Origin of the sequence: Candidatus Methanoperedens nitratireducens (assembly GCF_000685155.1) — an archaeon.
In the GTDB taxonomy this organism is placed as follows: Archaea; Halobacteriota; Methanosarcinia; order Methanosarcinales; family Methanoperedenaceae; genus Methanoperedens; species Methanoperedens nitratireducens.
Genome location: NZ_JMIY01000005.1, coordinates 108928 through 128359 on the forward strand (window position 1 = coordinate 108928; position 19432 = coordinate 128359).

Consider the following 19432-nt stretch of genomic DNA (forward strand, 5'->3'; position numbering starts at 1 on the left):
AGAGAAGCTCATCATTTAAGTCCATTTGTAAGATTGTAGTATTCGTTACACTATTCACTTTTATTCGTTACACTATTCACTTTTCGCAATTAAAACTTAGTAATGAGGCAAAATATTAGGAGCTAAACGAATCTAAAAAAACCTGAGTAAATACCATTCTCCTTAATCCTTGCCGAAATATGGACATGCTGCACCTCTTCTCCTCTGAATTTGATACCATTACTGATCAGGTTCTGGAACAGTTGAACCATCTGGGAATCATCAGCCATAACAGTGGGAAGAAAATCGTGTGTCATTGCGCCGCCATTCTTCTCAATAGCCACCCTGAGGTTGGTTACTGCCTGATCAAAGACTGCTTCAAGATTAATATGCTCAAACGACTTGCCCTGCGTACCAACACGTGAATACGCCAGCAGATCCTCTATCATCCTCTGCATCCGCGCTGCTCCGTCCACGATATAGGCAATGTACTCATCAGCACTCTTATCAAGCTTGCCTTTATATCGCCTTGCCAGGATTTGTGTAAAGCCTGATATCATGCGCAGCGGCTCTTGGAGATCATGCGAGGCTACGTATGCGAATTGCTCAAGTTCGGCATTCGAGCGGGCCAGGTCCTCCGTTCTCTGTGCCAGCTCAGCAGTCCGCTCCTCTACCCGCATCTCCAGCTCATCAACAAGATTTCGATAGCGTGCCTCAGATTCACGTAGTTCCTCAAGAGCCCGCTTTCTTTCCCTGCGTACCTCTGCTTCATGCATCTCACGCTCGATTGCAGGAATAAGCCTCGTTAGATTTCCTTTTATGATATAGTCATGCGCGCCTGCCCTCATTGCATCTACGGCTATATCCTCGCCGATCCTCCCGGATATGATTATGAACGGCAGGTCAAGCCCGCCTCTCTGCAGTACTCTCAAAGCCTCTAAGCCGCTAAAATGAGGCATGATATAATCAGCAATAATAACATCCCATGTCTTTTTTTCAAGTGCCTCTCTCATGGCTTCCGCTGTATCCACGCGCTCAAAGACCGGGTCATAGCCCCCACGGCGCAGCTCACGCACTACCAGTAGAGCATCGTTTTCTGAATCCTCGACAATTAATACACGCAGTTGCGTGCCCATTTATTTCTTCCCCGCCGGTGGCGGCGGCTCGTTCAGAACTAACCAGTACAACTCAAGTTCACGCACTGCTTCCACGAATTTGGTGAAGTCAACAGGTTTGTGAATATAGCTGTTGGCACCAAGTCTGTAGCTGCTGACCATATCCTCCTCCTCTTTAGATGAGGTGAGAACGACCACGGGAAGAAGTTTTGTTCGCTTAGCGGCACGCAGGCGCTTGAGCACCTCCAGGCCGCTTATCCTGGGCAGTTTCAGATCCAGCAGAATAACTGTCGGCATCCTGCTTATATCGCGGCCTGCATAGGTACCTGTGCCGAATAGATAATCCAGTGCCTCAACCCCATCTTTAGCTACGGTCACTTCGTTTGCAATTTTACTCTTCTTAAGCGCCCGCAGTGTAAGCTCAATATCATCAGGGTTGTCTTCAACCAGCAATATATCTCTGTTGTTATCCATCTTTATCCCTCCTCTTCTGTTAAAGTGTATAATAAAATGTAGCACCCTCTCCTACCTTGCCCTGTGCCCAGACCTGCCCGCCGTGTCTTTGAATGATGCGCTTGACCGTAGCAAGCCCTATACCCGTGCCAGGAAACTCAGTCGCTGCGTGCAATCGCTGGAAAGGCGTGAAAAGTTTATCTGCATATGCCATGTCAAAACCCACACCGTTATCGCGCACGAAATATGCAGGTTTACCCTCGTGCTCTGTAATACCAAATTCTATTTTTGAAGTTTTGTTTTTTGAGGTAAATTTCCATGCATTGCCAAGCAGGTTCTCAAGCACTATCTGAAGAAGCGGGGCATCACCATTTACAACCAGTCCCGGCGCAATGATAAATTCAACCTTACGCCCGGGTTCTCTTCTCTTAAGTTCTCCTGCAATATTCTTTGCAAGAGAGCTCAGGTCAACCCTCTCACGCTTCATCTCACGTCGTGTTACGCGTGAGAGCGCAAGCAGGTCATCAATTAGCTGCGACATTCTCTGGCTGGCCGCACGCACACGCTGCAGGTAGTCTTTGCCCTGCGGATCTAACTTTTCTGAATAATCCTCCAGCAGCGCCTGGCTGAACCCATCGATACTCCGCAGCGGGGCGCGCAGGTCGTGAGAGACAGAGTAGCTGAAGGCTTCCAGTTCGCTGTTGACAGCTTTGAGTTGTGCTGTGCGCTCGATCACGCGGCGCTCAAGATCCTCATTCAGCTTTCTGATCTCTTCCTCAGCCCGCTTGTGCTCGGTCAGATCCAGGGCAACAAGATAGGTGGCAGATAACCCATTCATCTGCAGGATGTTGATTGAGATGTATGCAGGCACAGGCGTTCCATCCCCTGCCATGAAGGTGATTTCTCCCCTGCCACTGCCTTTATCTCTGCCCTGCTGCAATAACTCCGCAAACCTCGCTCTATCTTTTGCCGATATAAAACTCGCAATATCGGCACTCATCACTCTCTCAAGCGGTATCTTGAGCATCCTGGCAAAGCCGTGATTGCAGTAAAGAACAGTATCATCGGATGCAAGCGTAACCGCCCCCTCCCTCATTTCCTCAATAAGGGCACGGTATGGCTGCTCAGCCCCTCTTAATGTATAAACCTGCTCGCCCTGCTCCCCTGTGATTACAAGTGCATCCACCTCGCCGCTTCGGATAGCGCGCAGTGTCTCTTCAGCTTCTGCAAGCCTCTCTCGAAGTTTCTCAATTTCAAGCTTGAGTTCCTCGCATGTCCTGGCTGTTTCATTCATAATATCACCCCGCTCTTCTCTCTTTCCGGTATTGTGAAATAGAATGTCGAACCTTTACCGGGTTCAGATTCTGCCCATATCCTTCCTCCGTGGCGCTCAACGATCCTCCTGCATATCGCAAGACCTACGCCTGTGCCTGGGTATTTTGCTACATGCTCTCGCTGGAATATCTTGAAAAGCTGCCCCATGAACTCGGGAGATATGCCTATACTGTTGTCCTGCACAGAGAACACCCATTCATTTCCCTTTTTCTCAGCCGAGATGTGAATACGCGGTGGCTCCTCTTTTCTGAACTTGATGGCGTTGCTGATTAAATGCTGGAGTAACTCAACCATCTGAGAAGCATCAGCCAGTACGGTAGGCAGAGGGTCATGGGTAACTACAGCTCCGTTCTCTTCAATAGCTACCTTAAGATTGGCAATTGCCTGTTCAAATACAGCCTCTAAGTCAGCAGGCTCAAATGGTTTACCCCGCGTACCAATCTGCGAATACTCCAGAAGATCCTCGATCATCTGCTGCATCTGTTTGGCCCCATTCACGATATAGGCTATGAACTCATCAGCATCCTTATCCAGCCTGCCTTTGTAGCGTCGCTCAAGAAGCTGGGTGAATATAGATATCATGCGCAGCGGTTCCTGAAGGTCGTGGGCTGCGATATATGCGAACTGCTCTAGTTCAGCATTCAAGCGGGCTAATTCCTCTGTTCTTTGTTTCAGTTCTTCCTCGGCATGCCTGTGCTCGGTAATTTCGCGTTGAACCGACTCAAACAGGTTGGCGTTCTGTATCGCCAGTGATACTGATGCCGACAGCTTCTCTGCAAAGTCAATCTCGGGTCGGCTAAATGTCGGTTTTACTGAGAGGTAAGTAAAATACAAAATGCCGATTACCTCATCCCTCATCAGAAGCGGGATACCCAGTACCGAGCGTACACCATATTCTTTGAGTAGCCAGTGTCTGAATCTTTCATCACCGAGAAGGTCTTTGATAACGATTGGTTTTTTAGTATTCTCAATGATGTCAGAGATTGCGGCCTGTTCTCCACTAAAAATTACTCCGATTACTTCCTGCGGTAGCCCGTATGCATACTCTACTACCCAGTGACCATTCTTGCATAGCGTTATATTGCAGGCATCACTGCCTGTAGCTTTAGCAGCTTCAACTACGGTTTTTTGCATTATTTCATTAAAATCAAGTGTAGAGTTTATAATGAAGTTGATGTCGTTGAGTTTTTTACTTAGCTCCTCTGTCCGCCTGCGCTCTGTGATATCGCGAGATATACCCAGCACGGATTCAATCGAGCCATCTTTTGCGAACTCAGGTACAATATGGGATTCAAAGTATGCTTTTCCGCCTGCTGTTGTAAAATCGAATTCAATGATTTTCTCCTTTCCAGTCTTAAAAACAGTTTGTAATGCATTATCCCACAATGTAACGAGGTTCTCTGGCATCCCTAATTCTCTATTCGTCTTCCCGATGAATGAATTGCATGGAATACCCGTTATGCGTTCAATTACCTGGTTTACGTAGATATGGCGCAGCTTTTTATCAAAACGTGCAATAATATCAGGGGCATTCTCAGCCAGTGCACTGAATTCCTGTTCACGGCGATATAGAGCTTCCTCAGCCCGCTTGTGCCCTTGTATCTCAGCCTGTAGAGCTTCATTAACTTTTGCCAGTTCTGCAGTTCGTTCCTTAACCCGTAACTCTAACTCATCGTATGCTCTGCGCAATGTCTCCTCAGCCAGCTTTCTTTCCCTTCGCATCTCTGCCTCACACATCTCACGCTGAATTGCAGGTACAAGCCTCGTTAAATTGTCTTTCATGATATAGTCATGCGCGCCTGCCCTCATGGCTTCTACAGCCACATCCTCTCTGATCTTTCCAGATACAATTATGAACGGCAGGTCAAGTCCGCTTTTCTGCAAAAGCCCAAGTGCCTCCAAGCCACTAAAATGAGGCATGACATAATCAGAAATAATAACATCCCACGTCTTTTCTTCAAGTGCCTCGCTCATGGCCTCCGCTGTATCCACGCGCTCAAAGACCGGGTCATAGCAGCCGCGGCTCAGTTCGCGCACTACCAGCAGGGCATCGTCTTTTGAATCCTCGACAATTAATACGCGCAGTAAAGTACCCATTTAATTTTTCCTCGTTATCGGTGGAGCTTGTTCAAAACTAGCTCGTTCAAAACTAACCAGTACAGCCCTGATTCTCACAGCTTTTACGATTTACTTTCTAATATGATTTGGGAACTATTAACTCTTTTGTAGTTCACCTCTTCCCACTGGTATCGTAAAATAGAATGTCGAACCTCTGCCTTGTACAGATTCAGCCCATATCCTGCCGCTATGGCGCTCCACAATCTTCTTGCAGGTCGCAAGACCTATGCCTGTGCCAGAATATTCGCTTGTTGCATGCTCACGCTGGAATAGCTGGAAGAGATCGTCCATAAATTCAGGAGATATGCCTATTCCGTTATCCTGCACAGAGAAGAGCCATTCACCTTTCTCTCTCTTGAATGAGATGTGAACACATGGCGGTTCTTCTCTTTTTCTGAATTTGATGGCGTTACTTATCAGGTTCTGGAGCAATTGAGCTATCTGAGTAGGATCAGCCATTACAGTGGGCAGGGGATCGTGGGTTACTACAGCACCATTCTCCTCAATAGCAATCTTAAGATTTACCATTGCCTGACTAAAGACATCTTCTAAGTTAGTAGGCTCAAATGGTTTGCCACGCGTACCAACACGTGAATAAGCCAGCAGATCTTCTATCATGCGCTGCATACGTGTTGCTCCGTCCACTATGTAGTCAATGAACTCATCTGCACTTTTATCCAGTTTGCCTTTATAGCGCCTTGCCAGGATCTGGGTAAAGCCCGATACCATGCGCAGCGGCTCCTGAAGGTCATGTGAAGCTATGTATGCGAATTGCTCAAGTTCGGCATTGGAGCGTGCCAGCTCTGCAGTTCGTTCCTGAACACGTATCTCCAGTTCATCATACGCCCTGCGTAATGCTTCTTCAGCCTGCTTGCGCTGTGTGATCTCAGCCTGCAGTGCTTCATTGGTGGCTACCAGTTCTGTTGTCCGTTCCTGAACACGTAGTTCTAACTCATCGTGCGCTTTACGCAGCGCCTCCTCAGCCTGTTTTCGCTCGGTGATATCTTGCCAGTAAACTGAGATTCCTTCTGCGGACGGAAAAACGCTAAACCCATGCCATTCTGCGGGGTTGCGGATGCTTTGCATTTCAAAACGCTTAACTTCTCCTTTTAGTTTTGCCTCGCGAAGATTCTTTTCAAACGCGGTGCCAATAACATGAGGAAAGCGCTTCCAAAAGTTTTGTCCAATTAAATCTTTGGGCTCAAGGCCAACTTTGGCTGCTGAGAGCTTATTAAGATAGGTGTAGTTCCAATCATTATCTAAGGCAAAAAAGCCATCATTAATGCTTTCAAGAATATCAGTTATCCTCTTGTTGCTTTTAATTAGTTCTTCTTCCGTCCGCTTGCGTTCGGTAATATCTCTTATTATCACCATTCTCAGCCGACCGCTCGGAGTGTCTCCTACCGACACCGATAGCTCAGCGGTAAATGTTTCTCCATTCTTCCTTCGTAGTTCCAGCTCAACCTGGTTCTTGTCTGCCATGTCATTATTAATATCATTCGAATAGTCTAACTGGATCATCAACGAGTCCGCTTGTTCGTCAGCAGCTACCAGACTGGCAAAAGAAGAACCAATTGCTTCATTTTGGCTGTAACCGAATAGTCTTTCTGCAGCGGGGCTCCAAACCAGAACGTTGCCCTCATCATCAATTGATATTATTGCATCTCTGGCCATGTTCACAAGCATCCTGTAGCTTATCGCAGGCTCCCGCCAAATATTGCCCAGTTTTTGGGCGAGTCCCATTCCTTTAGCCCGTGCTTCTTTGAGTACAGATACTGCAGCCACGAGGAAATAAGCACTACCCAGATACTGTGCAATTCTGCCCAACCAGTTTAAGGGGTCTCCTGGTGTGGCAAGGGGAGCAAGTGTTAAGCCAACAGCGATAATTGCCAGACCCAGAGAATACCAGTAAATAAAACTCTCTTTGGAAAAATAATATAATCTCGCGTAGAGCGAGGCTGAGGTAAAGAAGAGAATGAGGTACACTGTTATGATAACCCATCGGGTAGGTGTGTATCCCTCTGCGGCCACGAAAAACAGTGGGAAAAATCCCCTAATTGCGGCCAAGGAAAGAATAATAAAAAATATTGCAATACCAGAATAAAAAAGTATTGCAATTGATTGTCTGGGAAATCTCTTCAAGGAATGTCGGGCAGGATACTTTTTGGTACTTTGGGTCGTACCTAATAGATGTAATACCGCTGCAAGCAGAGCCCCTATGCTAAATATCGTCACAGCCACATTGGGGCTGTCCGAGAACATCCATCCGGCAAGCAACGCTGAAATGCCAAGGGCCAAAGCACCTCCACCCAGGAGAAGGGCCTGGCGTTTAGCTCCGAATACGTAGGCTAATGCCGCGATGAATGCTATAGTGAAGCCACCGCCACCAATGAAGATAGTATTGAGTATCGGTAACAGCAAATAAGGTTCGTAAATCGTCCGTATATCAATAATATAGATAATTACGGCTGTAGCTATAATTAACAGAATCGGGATAAAGCTAAAGCGTTTCAACAGACTAAATGTAAATCGTGTTTTTATTCTCATGGTTTTGACGTATAATATTCACTGCCTCAGGCTTTATCGCTTTAAGACCATCCCTGTATATGTAGCTAAAGAAATTCGGCATCTGCTTTTCACTGGTAAGGTTATTTCTTATCATCCAACGTAATAGAGAATTTTTTACATCCCACGTCTTTTCTTCAAGTGCCTCGCTCATGGCCTCTGCTGTATCCACGCGCTCAAAGACCGGGTCATAGCAGCCGTGGCGCAGTTCGTGCACTACCAGCAGGGCATCGTCTTTTGAATCCTCGACAATTAATACGCGCAGCGGAGTACCCATCTAATCACTCCTCATTAGCGGTAGCGGCTCATTCAAAACCAATATTCTTTCAACATCTCCTAATAAATTTACTCTTTTTTAAGCGGGCGCAGGTCAAGCCCCACAAGAACACGCTCGGTTTGGGAGAGGTCCCCGATTGTTTTTTTCAAAGGCTCAGGAAGCTTCCGTATTACCGTCGGAGTGGCAAGTATCTGATGATCCCTGGCAATTTGTGGGTTTTTCAGCAGGTCGATCACTTCAATCCTGTATTTTCCAGCCAGGTGCTCTTCACATATTCTCTTAAGGTTGGCAAGGGCTGCATCTGATCTGGCTGTTTGCCCGGCAATATACAGCCGCAGTTCCCATACCTCAGGCTCCGTCTCCTGTATTTCAGATTCCTGTTGTGGCTCTTTTATATTGTTCATTCTAACCCCCCCACTTACGTTGTTATTGTTTATATATATGAGTCAGGGTCTTATATCAACATTTTTGCTTACGGAACATCAGCCTTACGGATGCGTGCTATTTCTTTGCGCACCTCTTCCTGTATTTCCTTCCTGCGCTCCTCTTCCTGGGTGAACTTCCTGAATTTTTCCTCACCGGCCTCATACTCTGCACGCAGGGCGGCAATCTGCGCCTCTACCGCTTTTCGCTGGCGCTCAAGGTCGCGCTTTTTGCGCTCGATCTCCTCTTTGCGCTCAACCTCAAGAACCCTATCCTTTGCCTCCTGTACAACGCGGGCTGTACCTGTAAGTACGCCTGCAGGGCCGGTATACGCATCGATTATATCTATGCCCTGGCCTGTCATGAGGAATTCGCGTATCTGGTTAGAATGCTCCATGCCGCGTGATTTAAGGATATATAGTCCGCGGTTTCGCTCACCGCCTATTTCAATATCGCGCAGCAGAGCCCATGTATCTATCAGGGATGAGACTCCCATCTCTGTTAATTCAAGAGGGGCTCCGCCGTGTGTCAGATGCGTAAAGAGAGCGGTAATCTGGCTGGCTTTGAGCATGTCAATAAGACGCGTCAGCATTGATTTAACTTCTGTTTCACTGCCTACAGTGATAAGATTTGTAATCGGATCAACGACAGCGACAGATGGTTTAAATTCATTGATCATTTTATACATCGTTACAAGATGCAATTCCAGGCCGAAAATCGTGGGACGCGCAGCATGGATCTTCAAAAGACCCTGCCTCACATATGGCTCAAGATCAATGCCAATGGTACGCATATTGCGTATGATCTGTCTTGGGGCTTCCTCAAAGGCGAGATAGAGGCACCGCTCGCCGCGCTCACATGTTGCTCTGGCAAAGCTGGCTGCAAGAGTGGTTTTGCCTGTTCCTGCCGTGCCTGAGATGAGGATGCTGCTGCCGCGATAGAATCCCCCTCCCAGCATTGTATCAAGACGGAGGACTCCAGTTGGGATCCGCTCAGTGGATACATCGTGATCCAGTTCAAGTGAGGTAATGGGCAGCACTGAGATGCCGTGCTCGTCAATAAGGAACGGATACTCATTTGTGCCGTGCTTTGAGCCGCGGTATTTGACAACGCGCAGCCTTCGGGTTGCGATCTGCCCTTCCACCCTGTGGTCAAGCGTGATCACGCAGTCCGAGACATATTCCTCAAGTCCGCGCCGCGTCAGTGTGTCTCCGCCTCCCCGCTCTCCTGTAATGATTGCGGTCACGCCTTTGGTTTTAAGCCAGTGGAACAGACGTCTTAGCTCAGCACGCAGGATGCCCTCATTAGTGAGTGCCGAGAATAGTGACTCGATGGTATCCAGTACAACCCGTTTGGCTCCGATAGAGTCGATCGCATAGTTGAGGCGGATGAACAGCCCTTCAAGATCGTATTCACCTGTCTCTTCGATCTCACTTCGCTCTATGTGAATATAATCAACAAGGAGCTTTTTTTGTGCCTCAAGTTCTTTTAGATCAAAACCAAGCGAAGCAAAATTTTTGACCAGGTCTTCTTCTCTCTCTTCAAATGCAATAAAGACGCCGGGTTCGTCATACTGGGTCGCGCCCCGCACGAGAAACTCCATGGCTATCAGGGTTTTACCGCTTCCGGGTCCGCCTGCTATCAGTGTCGGACGTCCTCCCGGCAGCCCCCCGTCCGTGATATCATCCAGTCCCCTGATCCCGGTTGGACATTTTTGAAGAACTTCCGGGAATCCTGTATTATCTGTTACTTCGGTCATTAGCTAATTTCTTCTCCCTGTTTTTTTCAATACTCTGTCATGATTTTAGTGATTTATTCAGTAAGTGTCCTCTTCAAATATAAATATAGAGGATTTCGAAAAACCCCTAATTTTGGTTCTTCCTTTATAAAGGGTTTATAAGCGAATCAATAAAAAAGTAGGTTAATCAAAATCCTCTATAATGTATCCTGAGAACCCGTCAAATAATTAGACAGGTATTAGTGGCAATTTTTTTATGAAGCCACAGAGTCTGCTATGAACGCGGTTCAGAGATAACAATGAAAAAGACGATTAACAACGAACTCAAAACGAACTTAAACGAACTTTCTCACCGGTATCGTGAAATAGAATGTCGAACCCTTGCCTACCTCGGATTCAGCCCATATCCTGCCTCTGTGGCGCTCCACAATCCTCCTGCATATCGCAAGGCCTACGCCTGTGCCGGGGTATTTTGCCACATGCTCCCGCTGGAACAACTGGAAAAGACTTCCCATGAATTCAGGAGATATACCTATCCCGTTATCTCGCACAGAAAGAACCCATTCATTTCCCTCTCTCCTTGCCGAGACATGAACCTGCGGCGGCTCTTCCCTTCTGAACTTGATGGCGTTGTCGATCAGATTCTGGAACAACTCAACCATTTGCGAAGCATCAGCCATAACAGTGGGCAGAGGATCATGAGCAACTTCCGCGTTATTCTCCTCGATTGCCGCCTTAAGATTAGCCACTGTCTGATCAAATATATCTTCTAAATTAGAAGGTTCGAGTTGCCTGCCGCTCGTGCCGATCCGTGAGTATTTCAACAGGTCCTCGATCATCTGCTGCATATGCCTGGCCCCATCCACGGCATATGTAATGAACTCATCAGCATCTTTATCTAACCTGCCTTTATAGCGTTTTGCCAGCAGTTGGGTAAAGATCGATATCATGCGCAGGGGTTCCTGAAGGTCATGGGCAGCGATATAGGCAAACTGCTCTAACTCGGCATTCGAGCGTCGCAGTTCTTCCTCAGCCAGCTTGCGCTCCGTGATGTTATCAAAAACAGCTACAAAGTGTTCCCTTTGCGTACTATAAACCGAGATGGATAACCATATCCCCAGAGGTTTGAAATCTATTTCGAATTTTTCCGGTCGGCCCGTCAACGCGACTCTGCCATAAATCTCGAATAACTCCGGATATGATTCTTTGATCCCCGGAATTATCTCGGTGACTTTTTTTCCTACCACGTTTTTCAGGCCGGTCAACCTTTCGAATGCACTATTGACATTGAGATAGATAAAATCTACAGGACGGCCGCGGTCATCAAAAAGCATCTTGCAGTATGCAAACCCATGCAGCATGTTCTCAAACAGTGAGCGGTAGCGCTGCTCGCTTTCCAGTAACGCCTGCTCTGTCCGCTTGCGCTCTGTGATATCAGTAGATATGCCACAGACCGCATAGGGGATTCCTGCCGGGTCATAAAGTGGAAATTTGATCGCGATATAAGTATGCAGCCCATCATCCTGCTGGATGACCTCATCAAACTCTAATGGGACTCTGGCCTGGAGTACCTTCTGGTCATTAGCTCGTACTGCGTCGGCCATTTCCTTCGGGAATATATCGTAATCTGTCTTGCCTTTAATCTGCTCACTCTTGATGTGGAGCAGGTTCTCATACCGGCGGTTAACCATAATATATCGGCCCTGTGTATCTTTTACATAGATGACAGCAGTGGAGTTGTTTATGATAGCCTGTAAGGCTTCGTTAGCTTTTGCCAGTTCTTCTGTCCGTTCCTGAACGCGTATTTCTAACTCATCGTACGCTCTGCGCAATTTCTCATCAGCCCGTTTTTTTTCCCTGCGCACCTCTGCCTCACGCATCTCACGCTCGATTGCAGGAACAAGCCTTGCTAAATTGTCTTTCATGATATAGTCATTTGCGCCAGCCTTCATTGCTTCTACCGCAGTATCCTCCCCGATCTTTCCAGATACAATTATGAATGGCAGGTCAAGTCCGCTTTTCTGCAAAAGCCTGAGTGCCTCAAGGCTGCTGAATTGAGGCATGACATAATCGGAAATAATAACATCCCATGTCTTTTTTTCAAGTGCCTCGCTCATGGCTTCCGCTGTATCCACGCGCTCAAAGACCGGGTCATAGCCACCACGGCGCAGTTCGCGCACTACCAGCAGGACATCGTCCTCTGAATCCTCGATAATTAATACGCGCAGCAAAGTACCCATTTAATTTTTCCTCGCTGTCAGTGGAGCTTGTTCAAAACTAGCTCGTTCAAAACTAACCAGTACAGCCCTGATTCTCACAGCTTTCACGATCTACTTTCTAATAGGATTTGGAAACTATTAAATTTTTTGTAGTTCACCTCTTCTCACCGGTATCGTGAAATAGAATGTCGAACCCCTGCCTACCTCGGATTCAGCCCATATCCTTCCACCGTGGCGCTCCACAATCCTCTTGCAAGTTGCAAGGCCAATACCTGTGCCGGGATATTTGTCTTTGGTGTACTCGCGCTGGAATATCTGGAAGAGATGCCCGAAGAACTCAGGTGCTATGCCTATCCCGTTATCCTGCACAGAGAAAAACCATTCATTCTCCCCTCTTTTTGCCGATACATGAACACGTGGTACCTCTTCTCCTCTGAATTTGATACCGTTACTTATCAGGTTCTGAAACAGTCGAGCTATTTGAGATGCATCTGCCATTATAGTGGGCAGAGGATCATGGGTCACTACAGCTCCATTCTCTTCAATAGTTACCTTAAGATTAGTTACTGCCTGATCAAATACATCCTCGCAGTTTGTAAGCTCAAACGGTTTTCCGCGCGTGCCGACCCGTGAGTATGCAAGCAGATCATCGATCATACGTTGCATCCGTGTGACCCCATCCACAATAAAGGCAATGAACTCATCAGCACTCTTATCAAGCTTACCTTTATAGCGCCTATCCAGAAGCTGGATAAAACCTGATACCATGCGCAGCGGTTCCTGAAGGTCATGCGAGGCTACGTATGCGAATTGCTCAAGTTCGGCATTCGAGCGTGCTAATTCATCTGTTCGCAGCCTCAGTTCTTCCTCTACTCTCTTGCGTTCGATGACTTCAGCCTTCAGGGCTTTGTTGGCTCTTGCCAGCTCTGCGGTTCTCTCCTGAACACGTAGTTCTAACTCACCATATGCTCTTTGCAGTGCCCCCTCGGCCTGTTTGCGCATCACGAGGAGTATTGCTGTTGACCATAACACTAATACTGCCAGGATACTGTTGAAGACTGCTATCTCTATCGTAATACCAGGAGGAGAATACATATATCCCAGTGCGATAAAAATTGTACAGATCACCGCAAAAGCATAAATGTAGGACCGCTGGAACTGCAGGGATACGATTATAAGCGGGAGCAGATATCCTAACCATACTGCCATACCTAATGGTGCCAACAGATCAAGGATGAATATCACTACAGCTATTACAACAGATAATGCATAAATCACAGCAGTATTCTTACTCTTAGTCGCTTTCATTATCGTCATTACCGCTCATATATCTTTTCTCACCGGTATCGTAAAATAGAACGTGGAGCCTCTGCCTACCTCGGATTCAGCCCATATCCTTCCGCCGTGGCGCTCCACGATCCTCTTGCAGATCGCAAGGCCTATACCTGTACCAGGGTATCTGGTTGCAGCGTACTCGCGCTGGAATATCTGGAATAGATGTCCGAAGAACTCAGGGGCTATGCCTATCCCGTTATCTTGAACAGAGAAAACCCATTCATTCTCCTCTCTTTTTGCCGAAATATGAATACGCGGTACTTCCTCTCTTCTGAATTTAATACCGTTACTTATAAGATTTTGAAATAACTGAACCATCTGTAAATCATCGGCCATTACTGCAGGTAATGGATCATGTGTCACAGTGGCTTTATTTTCCTCAATTGCCACCTTCAAGTTAGTAACTGCTTTATCAAAAACATCCTCCATGTTAGTCGGCTCAAACGGCTTGCCGCGCGTGCCAATCCTGGAGTACGCAAGCAGATCCTCGATCATCCTCTGCATCCTGTTAGCACCGTCCACGATAAAAGCAATGAACTCATCGGCACTCTTATCAAGCTTACCTCTGTAGCGCTTTGCCAGCAGTTGGATAAAACCTGACACCATGCGCAGCGGCTCCTGAAGATCATGTGAGGCTACATAGGCGAACTGCTCAAGCTCCGCATTCGAGCGGGCAAGCTCTGCCGTCCACCTCTCGCGCTCCTCCTCGATCCGCTTTCGTTCTGTGATGTCCCTTGCAATCCCATGGATCACGATAATCTCTCCCCGCTCATTCTTGATTAATCTTACGTTATGAAGGATATTTATAATCTTGCCGCTCTTTGATACAAGCCTGTTTTCTAAACTAAAGGTGTCTATTCCCTGTTCTATCATCTCACTGAATTTTTTGATAGTTATCTCCCTGTCATCAGGGTGAACCCACTTTGTCCATGGCTGGCTGGCCATCTCTTCTGGCGTGGTTTCCAGTATCCTGTAAGCTGCATTGTTCACGAATATCTTTTTTCCTTCTTTATCAGATAGATATATGATATCAGTCGTTAGCTCGATCAGGTTCCTGTATCTTTCTTCAGATTCCCTGAGACGCTCTTCCATCCGCCTGCGCTCTGTAATGTCGCGCATTGAGCTAATAAAGCCGATGGCTGTGCCTTTCTTATCAGTGAGTACCCCGATAGATGCTTCGACATATATCTCTTCTCCGCTCTTTTTTATATGGATATACGCTCCGCACCATGAGCCTGTCGCAGCCAGAGAATCGTATGCTTCCTTCTCATCCTCTGCCCTGAGCCAGCGATAGTGGACCACTTTCTCCAGCGGCAGGCCGAGCACCTCCTTATATTTGTAGTTGTATAGCCGCTCCGCCCCTTTGTTCCAGTAGATAATGCGATGATTATTATCTATCGCAACAACCGCATCGTTCACCTGGGATAATACAGCGGTCTGAAACCTGATGCGTTCTTCTGCTCGCCTGCGCTCGGCAATTTCAGCCTGCAGCGCTTCGTTTGTTCGTGCCAGCTCTGCTGTCCTCTCCCGAACACGTATCTCTAACTCATCGTATAGATTTCGGTAGCGTGCCTCTGACTCACGAAGTGCATCCTCTGCCTGCTTGCGGTCTGTGATGTCCTCGCACACAATTAGAATAACTATTCCACCACCAGGGACACGTATGGCTCGGATCGCCTCTTTCACCCACAGTATGGTTCCATCCTTACGAACCTTACGAAATTCCCTGGTAGCAATACACTCAGGGTACTTCAGGCATGAAGTCATTTGCTGCAGGATGATTTCTTTATCATCTTCATAAATAATCTTGAATATCGGTTGCCCGGTCAGTTCCTCAACCGTATAACCTAGCTGCTCTGCCCCGAACCTGTTGATGGAAAGTATCTTTCCATCCCCATCCACGGTAAAATAGATTGACGGGCTTTCTTCGTACAGAGCCCGGTACAGTCCTGATTCATCTATGAGTTGCTTTTTTATCCTATCCTCCTCTTTCACCCTGCTTGCCCCCTAAAACAGCCGCATATAGTAATAGTTATATGCAGATAATCCGTCACCTGAACTCCTGACTAAAACCAATGCCCCTTACCCGGTATCCCCAGTCCCAGATGAGGGTTTATTTAGTCATAAGGTCTATTAACGGTGTTAACTACCATAAGGGTTTTACCAAAGTTTACCCAAATCCATTGGTAAGCAGGAATTCATACTCTTAAGGTACCCCCTGGTTTATCGCTATGTTTATAGCTATCCTCTTCGAATAAAGTTCGTTCGATATGATGCGGGATTACCTAACAATCGATGACATAAACCTCAGGGGAAAGACGATTCTATGCAGGCTTGATTTAAACTCGCCAATGGACCCGAATGGAATTATTCTTGATGATTCACGCTTCAGAAGCCACCTTATAACCTTAAAAGAGCTTGATGAGGCTAAAGTGGTCATATTATCCCACCAGAGCCGTCCGGGTAAAAGCGATTTTACTACCATGGGACCGCACTCAAAACTGCTATCAAAACTTATGCGAAAGAATGTAGGCTATGTTGATGATATATTCGGCTCGCATGCTGTTAATTCTATAAAGAGAATGCATCAGGGTGACATTATCCTGCTTGAGAATACCAGGTTCTATTCAGAGGAATCGCTTGAGCGCACACCAAAAGAGCATACCAAAACCCACATGGTAAAGCGCCTGGCGTCTGTTTGCGATGTTTTTATGAATGATGCCTTCTCGGTTTCACACAGGTCTCATCTTTCTGTAACAGGCTTTACCGAGGTATTACCCAGCATCGCGGGAAGGGTGATGGAAAAAGAAATAGATTCATTAAACAGGGGGCTATCCTGCGATGATCGTCCGTGTATATACGTGCTCGGGGGCGCAAAAGTGGATGACTCGATCAAGGTCACAAAAAACGTGCTTGAGAGAGGAGCTGCAGACAGGGTACTGGTCACTGGTGTTGTTGCCAATATCTTTCTTGCAGCTTCAGGTGTTAGAATAGGAAGCTCAAATATGAATTTTATTGAAAAACAGGGTTATACAAATCAGATAGATATTGCCCGCGAGCTGCTCGGACGCTTCAAGGATAAGATCGGGCTGCCTGTGGATGTTGCATTGAATAAAGATGATGAGCGTGTGGAAGAAAAAGTCCGCAGTCTTGATACACAATTGCCGATCTACGATGTCGGGATTGAGACGATTGTTAAGTTCTCAAGGGAAATCAGCAGCGCAAGGACTGTGGTGATGAACGGTCCTGCCGGTGTATTTGAAAAAGATGCTTTCGCACTTGGAACATACGAACTCATCAAAGCCGGGACAGCATCAGGTTTCTCGGTTGTAGGAGGGGGGCATATTGCGGCTGCCGTTGAGCAGCTTGGTTTAGAGGATAAGTTCTCTCATGTAAGTACAGGTGGCGGGGCCTGCATTGATTATCTAGCAGGCGAAAAACTGCCAGGGATCGAGTCGCTAAAACATGCTGCCAGTAGATTCAGACAAAAATAGATCGGCCGGTTTTGATTTTACCGGTAGTATGACCCTGCTTGTTGAAGATATTGTAAAAACCCATCCCTCTTTTTGTCATATCAGACCTGAGAACATATTAATTGCGATATCCCACTCAAACGGAAGCGATCATGGTGTGATCGCAAAGCTGCGGCCTCTGCGGTTTGAGGGAAGTCCCAGGATCTACCGCAGGATCTTGCATCCCGATATAAACATTAACGGGAACGATATTTTATATGTTGTCTATTTTTGTTTGCCCCGATATCTGAACCACGGAGCATTTGAGGATAAACTTGCAACCGTATTGCATGAGCTGTATCATATCTCCCCTCTGTTTAACGGGGATATAAGACGCTTTGAAGGCAAGAACTATGCGCATGGCAATTCAAAGGAAGAATATAATAAATTAATAAACATGTATGCTGATGAGTATATTAATTCAACCTGCCGCCCTGAATTGAGTATGTTTTTAGAATCCAGATGCTCCGATTTGAAAAGTAGATATGGTGCAGTGTACGGCGATATGATCAGAATCTCCCGTCCAAAACCATTGATATATAGCCGCAGGGTATAGCGGTAATATTAAATAGGGAGAAAACAATTTATACTAAATTTACATCATGAAGCTAACGATTCGCACCATGATGATTTAAGATCTAAGAAAAGGGAGTAAAATTTCAGAAAAATGAATAAAGAAGAGACTAAAAAGCCGACACCAGAATCAAGTGACGCACTTCTGCGCGAGTTAGTGGACCACTTCCGTGAGAAGCGGGAGATTCTGCGGCAGCAGTGGGTGCAATTGATGATGGGAAAGGGGCTACTTGCAGGTCTGACCCAGGAAGAGATCGAGACTGAATCAATAACGATCTACGATACCTGCATTGTCTGTCTGGAAACAGGTGAGTATGAAGGCGCTCAGGCCTATGCCACACGTATGGCTGAGCGCGGCGTGCTGCGCGGGATGACGACAGAGCAGATCATCGGTGGTTTGCTCACACTGCGTGATGTGTATGGGCGCAGCCTGTTCGAGCGGTATCAGCACGATATGGAGCGGCTGTCCGCAGCATTAGACATCTATGAACCAGTAGCCAATAAGATCCTTTCTGTCGTAGCGCTTGCATTCGTTGAAGAGCGTGAAAAGGTCGTCCGCCAGCAGCAGGAGGCCATCCGCGAACTCTCAACCCCTGTGCTGCAGTTCAGGGATAAGCTGCTCATCCTGCCGATTATCGGTCTGATCGATTCCCTCCGCGCCCGTCAACTGACAGAGCAACTGCTGCGCGCCATACGTGCAAACAGGGCAAGGGTCGTAGTTATGGACATCACAGGTGTTCCGTCCGTGGACTCCAAGGTTGCCAACCACCTGGTGCAGACCGTTGATGCATCCAGGCTCATGGGCGCAACAGTGGTTGTCACGGGTGTATCACCCGAGATTGCCCAGACACTGGTGACCCTTGGCGTTGACCTGAGCAAGATGAACACAGTAGGCGACCTGCAGGGCGGCATCGAAGTGGCAGACCAGTTACTGGGTTATAAGGTTTCCAGGACAGAGCCGCCAGCGACAGGGTTGATTACCAGCAAGGAAAAGGTGCCATGATCAATGCTGGTTCCTATTCTAAAGCAGGGTGATTACCTTATTGCTTCAGTTCAGTCTGAACTGAGCGATGAGGATCTCTTAAAACTGCGGGATGAACTTGTAAAACGCGTGGGCGAGCTGCGCTCACGCGGTGTCATCATAGATGTCACCGCGCTTTATGTAATGGACTCGTTTGCGACCCGCACCCTGCGCGCCATAGCACATATGATCAGATTGCGCGGTGCTGAGACCATTATAGTCGGGATACAGCCAGAGGTGGCGTTCACTATGGTACAACTGGGTCTGAAACTGGAGGGCGTGATGACAGCACTTGATCTGGAAGAGGGCCTTGCATACCTGCAAACACTGCATACGAGCAAAAGGAGATAGCAGGCGTGGCTGATGAGGTACGCGTATCTATCAACTCTGAATATGATATAGTGACCGCCCGACTGAAAGGGCGAGATCTGGCTGCTAAGCTTGGCTTCTCATCCACGGAACTTGTGGTCATTGCCACAGCCATATCTGAGATAGCGCGCAATATAGTTCAATATGCAAAGCACGGTGAGATCTCTATGAGCATTATCCAGCAGGGCAGCAGGAGCGGCATCATTATCACTGCCAGGGATAAAGGACCTGGAATCCCTAACATCAATTTAGCAATGCAGGATGGCTACTCAACCGGAGGGGGGCTCGGGCTGGGCCTTCCAGGGGCAAAGCGTTTGATGGATGAATTTGAAGTTACCTCTAAGGTCGGCAGTGGAACGACAGTAACGATGAAGAAATGGCTGAGGTAAAGATGAATCGA

Annotated in this window: 16 protein-coding genes; 5 read left to right on the forward strand and 11 right to left on the reverse strand. The window is 47.2% G+C overall.

Annotated features, from left to right (window positions below; genetic code table 11):
- Nucleotides 1-122: 122 nt before the first annotated feature.
- The 11 genes from ANME2D_RS18445 to ANME2D_RS16955 all read right to left on the reverse strand — a co-directional run bounded on the left by ANME2D_RS18445 (nt 123) and on the right by ANME2D_RS16955 (nt 15552).
- Complete coding sequence (locus ANME2D_RS18445) at nt 123-1115, reverse strand: sensor histidine kinase (protein ID WP_052368804.1); 993 nt, start codon at nt 1113-1115, stop codon at nt 123-125.
- On the reverse strand, nt 1116-1568 hold the full coding sequence (locus tag ANME2D_RS10395) for a response regulator (RefSeq protein ID WP_048091391.1): 453 nt from the start codon (nt 1566-1568) through the stop codon (nt 1116-1118). It lies immediately after the preceding gene.
- A gap of 19 nt (nt 1569-1587) precedes the next feature.
- Nucleotides 1588-2841 carry a sensor histidine kinase gene (locus tag ANME2D_RS10400; RefSeq protein ID WP_052368811.1) on the reverse strand — a complete coding sequence of 418 codons (1254 nt, stop codon included), beginning with the start codon at nt 2839-2841 and terminating at the stop codon, nt 1588-1590.
- Entirely contained in the window at nt 2838-4979 is a 2142-nt protein-coding gene (locus ANME2D_RS16940; protein ID WP_052368813.1) for an ATP-binding protein, read from the reverse strand. Before ANME2D_RS16940 ends, ANME2D_RS10400 begins: the two co-directional genes overlap by 4 nt.
- Before the next feature lie 117 nt (nt 4980-5096).
- Complete coding sequence (locus tag ANME2D_RS16945) at nt 5097-7547, reverse strand: PAS domain S-box protein (RefSeq protein ID WP_081810237.1); 2451 nt, start codon at nt 7545-7547, stop codon at nt 5097-5099.
- Nucleotides 7519-7842 carry a hypothetical protein gene (locus tag ANME2D_RS10415; RefSeq protein ID WP_048091393.1) on the reverse strand — a complete coding sequence of 108 codons (324 nt, stop codon included), beginning with the start codon at nt 7840-7842 and terminating at the stop codon, nt 7519-7521. Before ANME2D_RS10415 ends, ANME2D_RS16945 begins: the two co-directional genes overlap by 29 nt.
- A gap of 68 nt (nt 7843-7910) precedes the next feature.
- Nucleotides 7911-8246, reverse strand: a complete 336-nt coding sequence (locus ANME2D_RS10420; protein ID WP_048091395.1) for a circadian clock KaiB family protein — start codon at nt 8244-8246, stop codon at nt 7911-7913.
- A 68-nt stretch (nt 8247-8314) separates the two neighbouring features.
- On the reverse strand, nt 8315-10024 hold the full coding sequence (kaiC, locus tag ANME2D_RS10425; RefSeq protein WP_048091397.1) for a circadian clock protein KaiC: 1710 nt from the start codon (nt 10022-10024) through the stop codon (nt 8315-8317).
- Between the two features lie 314 nt (nt 10025-10338).
- Nucleotides 10339-12243, reverse strand: a complete 1905-nt coding sequence (locus tag ANME2D_RS10430) for an ATP-binding protein (RefSeq protein WP_052368818.1) — start codon at nt 12241-12243, stop codon at nt 10339-10341.
- Nucleotides 12244-12360: 117 nt separating this feature from the next.
- Entirely contained in the window at nt 12361-13530 is a 1170-nt protein-coding gene (locus ANME2D_RS16950) for a sensor histidine kinase (RefSeq protein WP_198527408.1), read from the reverse strand.
- Nucleotides 13531-13545: 15 nt separating this feature from the next.
- Complete coding sequence (locus ANME2D_RS16955) at nt 13546-15552, reverse strand: PAS domain-containing sensor histidine kinase (protein WP_052368826.1); 2007 nt, start codon at nt 15550-15552, stop codon at nt 13546-13548.
- Nucleotides 15553-15827: 275 nt separating this feature from the next.
- Here ANME2D_RS16955 and ANME2D_RS10445 point away from each other — a divergent pair, with 275 nt between their 5' ends.
- The 5 genes from ANME2D_RS10445 to ANME2D_RS10465 all read left to right on the forward strand — a co-directional run bounded on the left by ANME2D_RS10445 (nt 15828) and on the right by ANME2D_RS10465 (nt 19421).
- On the forward strand, nt 15828-17051 hold the full coding sequence (locus ANME2D_RS10445) for a phosphoglycerate kinase (protein ID WP_048091399.1): 1224 nt from the start codon (nt 15828-15830) through the stop codon (nt 17049-17051).
- 28 nt (nt 17052-17079) lie between these two features.
- Complete coding sequence (locus ANME2D_RS10450) at nt 17080-17625, forward strand: hypothetical protein (RefSeq protein ID WP_048091879.1); 546 nt, start codon at nt 17080-17082, stop codon at nt 17623-17625.
- A gap of 111 nt (nt 17626-17736) precedes the next feature.
- On the forward strand, nt 17737-18645 hold the full coding sequence (locus tag ANME2D_RS10455) for an STAS domain-containing protein (RefSeq protein WP_048091402.1): 909 nt from the start codon (nt 17737-17739) through the stop codon (nt 18643-18645).
- Between the two features lie 3 nt (nt 18646-18648).
- A complete protein-coding gene (locus tag ANME2D_RS10460; protein ID WP_048091404.1) occupies nt 18649-19014 on the forward strand; it encodes an STAS domain-containing protein in 366 nt (121 codons plus the stop codon).
- Nucleotides 19015-19019: 5 nt separating this feature from the next.
- Nucleotides 19020-19421 carry an anti-sigma regulatory factor gene (locus tag ANME2D_RS10465; RefSeq protein ID WP_048091406.1) on the forward strand — a complete coding sequence of 134 codons (402 nt, stop codon included), beginning with the start codon at nt 19020-19022 and terminating at the stop codon, nt 19419-19421.
- Nucleotides 19422-19432 lie beyond the last annotated feature (11 nt).